The sequence below is a fragment of the Hanamia caeni genome, assembly GCF_003721595.1.
GTDB classification, from domain to species: domain Bacteria; phylum Bacteroidota; class Bacteroidia; order Chitinophagales; family Chitinophagaceae; genus Ginsengibacter; species Ginsengibacter caeni.
Genome location: NZ_RJJR01000005.1, coordinates 1 through 11359, shown reverse-complemented (window position 1 = coordinate 11359; position 11359 = coordinate 1). Strand labels below are relative to the sequence as shown.

Here is an 11359-nt window from a genome sequence, read left to right as displayed (position 1 = left end):
CTCATAACTTATAACTCATAACTCATAACTCATAACTCATAACTTCATTCCATGCTTCCGGCGATTAGTTCAGCCAGATCAATCACTTTAACTTCTTCTTCTTTTTGATTGTATTTTACACCATCTGTCAGCATCGTCATGCAATAAGGGCAATTGGAAGCAATAATCTGTGCACCGGTTTCTATGGCTTCGCGCGCTCTTTCATTGTTTACTCTTTGTGTGCCCTTTTCTTCCTCTTTAAAAACCTGGGAGCCTCCTGCGCCACAACAAAAACCGTTGCTGCGCGATCTTTTCATTTCCGTCAATTCAATATCCAACGCCTCAAGCACCTTGCGTGGCGCCTCGTAAATATTATTTGCGCGGCCAAGGTAACAACTATCATGATAGGTAATTTTCTTTCCTTTAAATTCACCTGACTCTTTCATCCTGATTTTGCCTTCATCTATTAATTGCTGCAAAAAAACAGTATGATGAACTACTTCATAATTACCGCCCAAAGCCGGGTATTCATTTTTTAAAATATTGAAACAGTGAGGGCACGTAGTTACTATCTTTTTTATGCCATAGCCATCCAGCAATCTTATATTCTGGTATGCCATCATCTGGAACAGAAATTCATTTCCCGCACGGCGCGCAGGGTCGCCATTACACATTTCTTCTTTTCCAAGAATTGCAAAGTTCACTCCTATTTTCTGCAAAATTGTGGCGAAAGCCTTGGTGATTTTCTGTGCTCTTTGGTCAAAACTTCCTGCACAGCCCACAAAAAATAAAATGTCCGGGCTCTTGCCCTCTGCTGTCAATTCTGCCATTGTTGGGATACGCATGGTACCTGATTTAAGAGCTAAAATACAACAAACAATTTTGATAGAATACGCACAGGTTGCGCTGTTTCAACTTATTTTTGCGCTTGTTTAAAAAAAAACTATTGTTTAAAAAAATAAAAAACTGGGAACAGTGGCCTTTCAAAATTTTATACGCTCCGATTGCGCCTGTGTGGCTATGGTATATGATCCGATCCGGTTCTGTCTGGTTTTTTACTCCAAGCAATCCTAAACTTACTTTTGGCGGCCTGGATGGTGAGCCTAAAAAAGAAATGCACGATCTTCTTCCTCCACATTTATGTCCTCGTTTTTTTAATATAAGCCCATCGGTTTCATTTGCAGAAGTAGTACAAGACATAGAAAAAAAAGGATTTTCTTATCCCTTAATCGTGAAGCCGGAGGTGGGAGGGCAAGGAATATTGTTCAGAAAAATTGAAAGCGAAGCGCATTTAAAAGAATACCATTCTAAAGTTCCGGTTGAATATTTTATCCAGGAATTTATCAGCTATCCTTTGGAAATAAGCCTTTTCTATTATCGCTATCCGTTTGAAAAAAAAGGCCACATTACAGGATTTCTGCAAAAGGTGCCGATGCGTGTGGTGGGTGACGGCGTGCATAATTTAGGCGAATTATTATTAAAAAATGTTAAGACCAAAAAGCGATTAACTGAACTAAAGCAAAAACACGAAATCAACTTCAGCAAAATTGTTCCAAAGGATGAAGTTTATATATTAAGCCACGCCGGCAATCACAACAGAGGAGCTGATTTTTTTGACCTGAGTGCCGAAATTTCAGACGACCTGGTGCAACAACTAGATGAGATTAGCCTTGGCATTAATGATTTTTTTTACGGCAGGTATGATATCATGTGCAATTCAATAGAAGAGTTAAAACAGAGAAAAAACTTTGTCATCCTGGAATATAATGGTTGTGGCGCAGAACCCAATCATATTTATGATACAGGATACACATTAACCGCCGCCTGGAAAGAAATTTTGAAACATTGGAAAATCCTTTTTGAAATCAGCCGGTATAATCATCAACGCGGTGTGCCTTATTGGAGTTTTCTAAAAGGCCTGAGCTTTCATCGTCAAACTAAAAAATATTATAAATTAATTAATAAAGCAGACAAGGAAATTTCCTGAAAATGAAACACCTTGCTAAAAACCGGATGAAATTATGAAATTTATTGCAGCGCTTCTATTATGCATTTCAGTTAACACATACGCTCAAAAATATACACCGGTAGATACCGCAAGTAAAGTACATTTTGTTATTAAAAATTTTGGAATTAACACAGGCGGAGATTTTTCGGGGTTAAAAGGCGATATTTCTTTTTCTGCTGATAATCCTGCTGCCTGCAGTTTTAATGTATCTGTGGAGGCTTCCACCATCGATACGGATAACAGCATGAGGGACAAAAGCCTGGCAGAAGAAGAATATTTTGATGCAGCAAAGTTTCCGCTTATTACGATTGTTTCTACAAAAATTGAAAAAACCAACAAAACCGCTGCGGGGTTTTATTATTTTACCGGGAACCTTACCATAAAAGGTGTTACAAAAAGCATTTCGTTTCCCTTCCAGGTGAAAGAAGAAAAAAACGGATTGCTGTTTACCGGCAGTTTCGAAATTAACAGGATGGATTTTGGGCTTGGTGAGCAAAGTATTGTACTTGGTAACCAGGTCGCGGTTACGTTATCTGTTTTTGCAAAAAAGAACTGACGTATGCCATTAATTAAAGTTTTCTTTTGGGGAATGATGGTGAGCTTTTTAGGCTCTCTTCCCCTGGGAACTTTGAATGTGGCGGCTATGCAAATCAGCGTGCAGGAAAGCGTACACAATGCCATACTTTTTTCCCTGGGCTCATTGACTGTTGAAATGATTTATGTGCGCATTTCGTTAGTGGGCATTAATTGGGTACGAAAACAAAAAAAGCTGTTTCGATACATGGAGTGGATTACCGTGGCCATTGTGCTGGCGCTGGCCATCGGAAGCTTTGCGGCAGCCATGAAACCGCACGCCGCTAAAAATGTAGTGCTGAATAATAATATCAACCGCTACGCACTGGGCGCAATGCTAAGCGCGATTAATCCCGTGCAAATTCCTTTTTGGTTTGGGTGGAGCACTGTTCTTTTTACAAAAAATATTTTAGCCCCTAAAAATTCTTTCTATAATCTTTATATTGTCGGAATCGGCATAGGAACATTGCTGGGAAATTTCGTTTTCATCTTTGGAGGAAAATGGATTGTTACCATGCTCAATGGAAATCAAAATCTATTAAACTGGATAATTGGTGGAATCTTTACGGTCACAGCCATCATCTTTCTCATAAAAATATTACTGCATAAAGATGGTTTGAAAAAATTAGAGGAAACCGCTTAATCCAACTTGCTTTTTTCATGGTGACTACCCAACTGGCAAAATAAAAAATTTCAATAAAAGTTGCTTTACTATTCGGTTAGATAAAGAATTTGTACAAATTCTTAAAAATCCTGCTCTTGCTCCTTACGTGCTGATAAAAATTCATAGAAACGTCCACATGAAGCATAGATTTTTAAAATAAAGAAAGTTCTTTTATAAAATCTTAATTTTGCAGCCTTAATTTTAAAATAAAAACAAAAAGTATTATGAGCACAGTTAAAGTTGCCATTAATGGATTCGGCAGAATAGGGCGCCTTGTTTTCAGGCAAATCTACAATATGGAAGGTATAGATGTTGTAGCCATCAATGATTTGACAAGTCCAAAACAATTAGCACATTTATTAAAATATGACAGTGCGCAGGGAAGATTTGATACGGAAGTAAAGCACACGGATAATTCAATTATCGTTAACGGTGAAGAAATTAAAATTTATGCACAAAAAGACCCTGCACAAATTCCATGGGGTACTCACCAGGTGGATGTAGTAATAGAAAGTACCGGTTTTTTTGCAGATAAAGATAAAGCCCAGGCTCACATTACAGCGGGCGCTAAAAAAGTGGTTGTATCAGCTCCGGCAACAGGTGGCGTAAAAACCGTAGTGTTTAATGTAAACCATGAAATATTAGACGGAAGCGAAACTATTATTTCCTGCGCATCGTGCACTACCAACTGCCTTGCACCGATGGCAAAGGTTTTAAACGATACTTTCGGCATACAGACAGGCTTCATGACTACCATTCATGCCTACACCAATGACCAGAACACTTTGGATGCACCTCATCCTAAAGGAGATTTAAGAAGGGCAAGAGCGGCAGCAGCCAACATCGTTCCAAACAGCACAGGAGCTGCAAAAGCAATCGGATTAGTTTTGCCTGAACTGAATGGAAAATTGGATGGCGTGGCTCAGCGGGTTCCGGTTATCACAGGATCTATTACTGAATTAACTACCATCCTTGCTAAAAAAGTAACTGTTGATGAAGTAAACGCAGCTATGAAGGCGGCTTCCAACGAAAGCTTCGGCTACAATGAGGATGACATTGTAAGTTCTGATATCATCGGAATGCATTTCGGCTCTTTATTCGACGCCACACAAACAAAAGTTTTAACTGTTGGTGACAACCAGTTAGTGAAAACAGTAAGCTGGTACGACAACGAAATGAGCTATGTATCCCAACTGGTTCGTACGGTTCATTATTTTGGAAAATTAATTTCAAAATAATTCGTTCGATATACAGTACATCAAAAAGCCCTCTTTGCATAAGGAGGGTTTTTTAATGTAAAAAGAAGTCTGTTACAAATTATCTGCTTACCTGCCTATTACCAAATAGTGATTCTTTCACTTTCGGGCTTATACATTTTATCACCCGGCTTTACGTCAAAAGCTTTGTACCAGCTATCCATATTTGAAACAGGAACGTTCGTTCTTGCTGCGCCGGGCGAATGCGGATCGGTAAGTAGCAACTGGCGCGCATAATCAGGAACTGTGTTAGAACGCCAAACCTGTGCCCAGCTTAAAAAGAATCTTTGATCAGGGGTAAATCCATCAATCTTTTTATCACTTCTTCCTTCGGGTGTTTTTTTAAACGCTTCGTAAGCGATATTCAACCCTCCCAGATCTGCAAGATTTTCTCCAAGTGTTAATTTACCATTTATGTGCAATGAATCATTTATAGTGAAGGCGTCGTATTCTTCAGCCACTTTTTTGGCAAGGCCGTTAAAGCGGTCGGCGTCAGCTTTTGTCCACCAGTTATGCAGGTTACCATTGGCAGCGAATTGACGGCCCTGGTCATCAAAACCGTGCGTTAATTCGTGGCCAATAACGGCTGCCGCCCCTCCATAATTAATTGCATCATCAGCGCCAAAGTCGAAAAAAGGAAATTGTAAAATTCCTGCCGGAAATACAATCTCATTGTTGGGTGGATTGTAATAGGCATTTACCGTAGGAGGCGTCATAAGCCATCTGCTCTTATCCACAGGCGTTCCCATCCGTGAAACCATCTTATTATATTGAAATTCCTGTACGCTTTTAATGTTTTCGAAAAAATCGTTCCTGTTAATTACTACGCCCGGGTAGGTTTCCCATTTATCCGGGAAACCGATTTTATTAACGATGGCATGCAATTTATCCAAAGCCTGTTGCTTGGTGGAATCACTCATCCATGTAAGCCTGGTAATGCGATCGGCGAAAGTTTCCTGTACATTTTGTACCAGCGCCAGCATCCTTTGTTTGGCGGCTTCAGTAAAATATTTTTTTACATACAGTTGCCCCACTAATTCACCTATTGAGCGATCCATAAGGTCGCTTATGGTTTGCCATCGCGGAGTAATTTCTTTCTGGCCGGTCATTACTTTATTGAATTCAAAAGCTCTGTTTGTAAAATCATCGCTCAGGTAGGGCACGGCAGATTCAATTAATTTACATTCAAGATAGGCTTTCCATGTATCCAAAGGAACCGCTGAAAATAAAGCATCAACACCTTTAAAAAAAGAAGGATTATTTACAAGAACACTGTCAGCTTCTGTTACTTTCATGGTTTTCATCAGGGGTTTCCAATCAAAGCCAGGCGTCATTTTGCTGAAATCCGATATTGAAAATTTATTATAAGTTTTTACCGGATCGCGTAATTCCACGCGGCTCATTTGTAGTTTGGCAAAGCCTGTTTCGAGCGCCAGTATTTCAAATGCTTTTTGTGATGCCTGGGGAAGCGGATCGCCGGTCATATGAAGCAAGTCGGTCATGTAACTAAGATAAGCCTGGCGGATTGTTTTGCTTCTCAAATCATCATTCAGATAATAATCCCTGTCGGGCAATGTGGTGCCGCCTTGTGAAAATTGCGGAATGTACTCGTTTACATTTTTATCGTCCTGGGTAACTGAAAAGCGGAAAAGCGGGCTCCCAAATCCTTTGGTTCTAAGCAGAGCTATTTGATGCAAAACTTCTTTTTTTGTACCAAGATTTTTTAATTGTTTTAATTCCGGTTTAATAGGTGAATAGTCGAGCTTGTTGATAGAAGCGGTATCCATTCCGCTTGCATAAAAATCTCCGACCCGTTGTGATACGGAATCGCCTCCGTGGGCTGCGGCTTCCTCTGCGATTTTCTTAAGCCGGTCTGCGCTTTCGAGCCTCAATACATCGAAGGTCCCCCACCGGGTTTTAGATGCGGGCACCGGGTTATTTTTCAGCCAACCGCCGTTGGCATACAGGAAAAAATTATCACCCGGTTTTATATTGGTATCTATGTTGGACTTATCAATATATCTTATCGCCCCTCCTTTTGATTTTTTTTGAGAATAGGCGTTGTTTGTGCAACAAGCAATAGTTAAGGCAATTGCAAATAGTATATACTTTGGCATGAAAAATTTTTTATTTCAAAAGTAGGATCTAGAGTGTTTATAAATTTAAAATATTTATGAGTGGCTTTATTGATTGCAGAGAATTGATGGCTGATTTCGTGAGCCACAAAACCAGACTTAAGATCTTCTTCTTGTACTGGTTAATATCTAAATATTATGAAACTGAGAACATTTTACGATAGAACGTTTCAAAATCATATCTTTGAAAAGTAGTACAACTGTTTTTCCTTCGTCCCTGATTGCTTTGCCAATACATCCTTGATAATACCGGAAAATTACCCTCTTTTTTTTAATGTAAATCTCTGCGAAAAGTGATGAGACCTCTCAGAAGTTTCTTTATCATCCTGGTTTTGCTTGGGCTGAGTCAGTCAGCGCTTGCCCAGTATGAGTATATCTTCAAGACTCCTTTCCCTAAACAAATTCATTTGCTGGACTCTGTGTGTATTACGTTGGCTAAGGTAGATTCACAAACATTTTATAACGAAATAGCCAAACTCCGCACGGCGGCTGCAAACACAGATGATTACACACGGCTCAACCTCGAGCGTACCATTCTTTCTGTGAAGACCGATGACGGATATGAACTGGAAACGGCAGTACTGAATGCGGAGAAAATAATTAAAGAGGCAATGGAAATGAATGCGCCGGAAATAGCTGCGATGCAATACATGGCTTTAGGATTTTACTATGAGCTAAAGAAGCACAACCTGGGAAAGGCTTTTGAAAATTACCTGGAAGCCTACATGCTGCTTGAAAAGATACCCGAAGAAAAACTTCCTCCAAGACAATACACACTGTATGCTATATCCCAGGCCTATTATCGTTACAACGATTTCCAGAATACCCTGAAGCTGGCCCTCAGGACTGATAAGACTTTTACCATAAAAACAGTTGTGTATGTTTACAATACCGATCTTATTGGTATGTGTTACATGAAAACAGGGCAATATGATTCTGCACGGATTTATTTTCAGCGTGTATTTGATAATGCACACCTCATGGAAAGTGAAGTGGCATGGAAAGGCATTGCTTTGGGAAACATTGGTGTGACTTATTTTCTTCAAAATAATTTTAGTAAGGCAACGAGGTATTTGTTGCAAGGTGTTGCCCTGACTATGCGGGGAAATGTATATGATAATACGGTTGGCTTTGCCTCTGATTTGTCAGCTATTTACCGGAAACAGAACATGCAGGCCGAGGCAAAAAAATATCTTGATATTTCGCTACATTCGGCTCACCTGGCTGGTGATAATGAAAATTATTTCACTGCATATACTGCTGCCGCTGCTTATTACCGGTCAATAAAAGATTCGGCACTTTATATCGCATATAGCGATTCTGCCAGCATCTTTAATGAAAAGCTTACTGTCCAAAAAGATCTGAATACAAAATATAAGATTGAAATGGCTTTGCAAAATGAACTGGTGAAGGAAAGAGAAAAATCATTTGCAGTTGAAAAGCAACGTCAGATTTTCCTGAGAAATGTTATCATTGTATTTGTCGTTTTACTGATGTTTATTTCATTATTGCTTTACAACAGGGCCCAGATAAAAAACAAGAGCCGCCAGCAACAACTAATTGCGCAAAAACAATTGGCTGAAAATGAATTGCAAACTGCTACACAACAGCTTAATTCATTCACACAGTCTATCAGGGAAAAAAATGAATTTATTGAAAAGGCTTCACGGGAAATTGAAAGAGTGAATGCTGAATTGAATCTTGCTAAAAATGAACGGAATGGTTTATCCTCCCCGGCAGAAGCAGATAATCATACCTTAGGGCTCCTGAAACAGTCTGTACTTCTTACCGATGAGGATTGGAAAAATTTTACCCTCCTTTTTGAAAAAGTGCATGACGGGTTTTTTGATAGGCTAAAACAAAAGCTGCCCGGGCTTTCTCCTGCAGAAACAAGGTTCGCAGCGCTTATCAAACTCCAGCTCTCCAACAAAGAAATGGCAAGCATGCTCGGTGTAGGCACTGAGGCCATTCGCCAAATCAGAAGCCGGCTTAAAAAGAAACTCAATTCAGGAGATGAAGAAAGAATTGAGAAATTGGTGGCGAAAATTTAAGCGCATATAAATACCCTTCTGATTACCATCTTGTAGTTTCTTTCTTTGAATCCGACTCACTTATAAAAGGAATTTCAACCTGTCACGTTTTTGTTACGCCCCTGTAACACTTTAGTCACGCCGAAAATTTGTATCCGGCCCGGTAATCATGTAATCTCGCATCATAAAAAATTTGATATGGGCTGGCATATTCTTCCTCAAAAAAATAAATCAGTCATCCGGTACCTGCTTATAATCCTTGTATTTGTTTTGCTGGCATTGGCCGTTTTCATGTATTTCAAATCCAGGATAAAGATGATAGAGAAAGAAAAAGAACCTGGTTTTTCTACTGAGCAACAGAAATAATTTGAAAGGTCAGGAAGTTTTTGGAGCATGAAAAGCTGAACAGTTAGTCGAAATTAATTTACAATAACAATAAAAAAATAAACATCATGAATTCACTATTACATGGTAATTATTATTTTCTTTTTAGAAAAGGAAATAAGCCAATTGAAAAAGGAATATTTAAATTACAAAAATCATCATCATGCCAAGGCTTTCGTGCCTTGCAAGTGGCGCTGCTGGTAAGTTTTTTGTATGTAGCAATGGGTGCGGCTAATGCACAAACCATACATTATGTAAAAGTGAATGGTACGGGCGATGGAACTAGCTGGGCAAATGCTTCAGGCGATTTACAGGCAACGATTAATTCATCAGTAGCCGGCGACCAGGTTTGGGTAGCAGCAGGCACCTATTTACCTAACAGAAGAGCGGATGCCCTTACTGTGATTACTCCTAATGACAGGTGCAATGCTTTTGTATTAAAATCAAATGTGAAAATGTACGGTGGCTTTGCAGGCAACGAAACAGCATTAACACAGAGAGATTCTACAAGGACAATCAATAACACCATATTAAGTGGTGATATGGGAACTGTTGGTGATAACAGTGATAATGCGTATCATGTTGTTATCAGTACAGGAGATGTGGGTACTGCAGAATTAAATGGATTTACGATAAGCGGGGGCAATGCAAATGGATATTTTTATTTGAACATTAATTCGCAACATTTATATTACGTCAATGGTGGAGGTATTCTTAATTATAATTCATCCCCAGTTATATCCAATGTAACCATTAATAGTAATGCTGCCGACGCCGAGGGTGGTGGAATTTCAAATGAATATTCATCCGCTGTTTTAACCAATGTAACTATTAGTGGAAATATTGCTGGTGGCACTGGTGAGGGCGGCGGAATTACTAATTATTATGCATCTCCCGTTTTAACCAATGTAAGAATCACCGGGAATACTGCCGGGCTCAATGGTGGCGGAATTGTTAATTATTTTTCATCCCCCATATTAACCAATGTAACCATCAGTGGAAATACTGCTTTTGTCAATGAGAATACGGGTAATGATGGCGGTGGCGCGATTTATAATTATGAATCATCTTCTCAAATCCGCAACACTGTTATCTATGGAAATAATAGTGGAATCAATAATGATGAAATTTATTATGGTAATTCCATATCAATAATTAGCTACAGCCTGGTGCAGGGTTCAACTGATGTTACTAATGGTAATATAGATGGCAGTACCAATCCACAATTTGTAAGTCCTGTCGCTGCTGGGTTAAGTACCGGTGGAGATTATAGGTTACAAGCAACCAGCCCACTCCTTAACGCAGGCAGTAATGTATATTACGAGGCTGGCCAATCTCCTGACTTATCCGCGATTACCACCGATTTAGATGGACATGCACGCATACAGGGCGGAACAATTGATTTGGGCGCTTATGAAAGTGCGGCGTCCCTGGCAGTTGCAGGTACCATCAGCGGTGCAGGGGTTGTATGTTCCGGTACAAACAGCACTACGCTTACTTTGAGCGGCTATACCGGAACGATTCAATGGCAGTCATCTACAGACAATCTAACATTTGATAATATTGCAGATGCAACCGCGGCCACTTATCCAGCATCCAATCTCACTGCTACCACCTGGTACCGGGCAGTGGTTACCAGCGGTGGTGCAAGTGCAAACACTCAGAGTGTGGCTATCATTGTTATTTCAGGGATAGATGCCTCTGCAAGCAGTAATCCTGTTCCATTAGGGTCTGCTGCTATTTTATCCGCTACCATTTCACCGGCTGTTTCCGGAGTTACCGTCAACTTTAATGTTGATCCGGGAACCGGGGTGATTACTACTTATACGGCTGATACCGATAATTCAGGAGTCGCAACCACTGCCCCGGTTTCAGGCCTTACCGTTAATTTATATAAAGTGATTGCAACGGCTGCATCCGGTTGTGCTACCTCTGACGCCGCTTACTTGCCTGTGTACGACCCTAACAGCAGCTTTATCACCGGAGGCGGATGGATTACCTCACCTGCAGGCGCTTTGGTTGCCCAACCTTCATTGAGTGGCAAGGCAAATTTTGGCTTCGTAGCTAAATATCAGAAAGGAAAAAACCTGGTAGATGGAAATACTGAGTTTCAGTTCCAGGATGGTAATTTCAATTTCAAAAGCAATGAACTGGATGCAGGTTCTTTAGTAATCTCAGGTGCAAAAGGAACATACAGAGGTGAAGGAACTGTAAATGGCGCGGGTGATTATGGGTTTATGGTATCTGCTGTTGATGGGCAAATTAACGGAAGTGGCGGAACAGACCTGTTCAGGATTAAAATTTGGGATAAAAGCCTCGGAAATAGCGTG

The 11359-nt window shown here is 40.0% G+C and carries 9 protein-coding genes; 7 read left to right on the top strand and 2 right to left on the bottom strand.

The window, feature by feature from the left end:
* Positions 1–44: 44 nt before the first annotated feature.
* Entirely contained in the window at positions 45–824 is a 780-nt protein-coding gene (locus EFY79_RS07520; RefSeq protein ID WP_123120083.1) for a (Fe-S)-binding protein, read from the bottom strand.
* A 101-nt stretch (positions 825–925) separates the two neighbouring features.
* Here EFY79_RS07520 and EFY79_RS07515 point away from each other — a divergent pair, with 101 nt between their 5' ends.
* The 4 genes from EFY79_RS07515 to gap all read left to right on the top strand — a co-directional run bounded on the left by EFY79_RS07515 (position 926) and on the right by gap (position 4462).
* Entirely contained in the window at positions 926–1966 is a 1041-nt protein-coding gene (locus tag EFY79_RS07515) for a hypothetical protein (protein ID WP_123120354.1), read from the top strand.
* A gap of 34 nt (positions 1967–2000) precedes the next feature.
* Positions 2001–2543 (top strand): YceI family protein, encoded by a 543-nt coding sequence (locus EFY79_RS07510; protein ID WP_123120082.1) that lies wholly within the window; start codon positions 2001–2003, stop codon positions 2541–2543.
* A gap of 3 nt (positions 2544–2546) precedes the next feature.
* Positions 2547–3203 carry a LysE family translocator gene (locus tag EFY79_RS07505; protein WP_123120081.1) on the top strand — a complete coding sequence of 219 codons (657 nt, stop codon included), beginning with the start codon at positions 2547–2549 and terminating at the stop codon, positions 3201–3203.
* A 245-nt stretch (positions 3204–3448) separates the two neighbouring features.
* Positions 3449–4462, top strand: a complete 1014-nt coding sequence (gap, locus tag EFY79_RS07500; RefSeq protein ID WP_123120080.1) for a type I glyceraldehyde-3-phosphate dehydrogenase — start codon at positions 3449–3451, stop codon at positions 4460–4462.
* Between the two features lie 98 nt (positions 4463–4560).
* Here gap and EFY79_RS07495 read toward each other — a convergent pair whose 3' ends face one another.
* Positions 4561–6597, bottom strand: a complete 2037-nt coding sequence (locus tag EFY79_RS07495) for a M13 family metallopeptidase (RefSeq protein ID WP_123120079.1) — start codon at positions 6595–6597, stop codon at positions 4561–4563.
* A 314-nt stretch (positions 6598–6911) separates the two neighbouring features.
* Here EFY79_RS07495 and EFY79_RS07490 point away from each other — a divergent pair, with 314 nt between their 5' ends.
* The 3 genes from EFY79_RS07490 to EFY79_RS07485 all read left to right on the top strand — a co-directional run.
* Positions 6912–8666, top strand: a complete 1755-nt coding sequence (locus tag EFY79_RS07490; protein WP_123120078.1) for a tetratricopeptide repeat protein — start codon at positions 6912–6914, stop codon at positions 8664–8666.
* 177 nt (positions 8667–8843) lie between these two features.
* On the top strand, positions 8844–9011 hold the full coding sequence (locus EFY79_RS21410; RefSeq protein ID WP_158605175.1) for a hypothetical protein: 168 nt from the start codon (positions 8844–8846) through the stop codon (positions 9009–9011).
* An 86-nt stretch (positions 9012–9097) separates the two neighbouring features.
* The coding region (locus EFY79_RS07485) for a beta strand repeat-containing protein (RefSeq protein WP_199727489.1) at positions 9098–11359 on the top strand (2262 nt) is incomplete at its 3' end.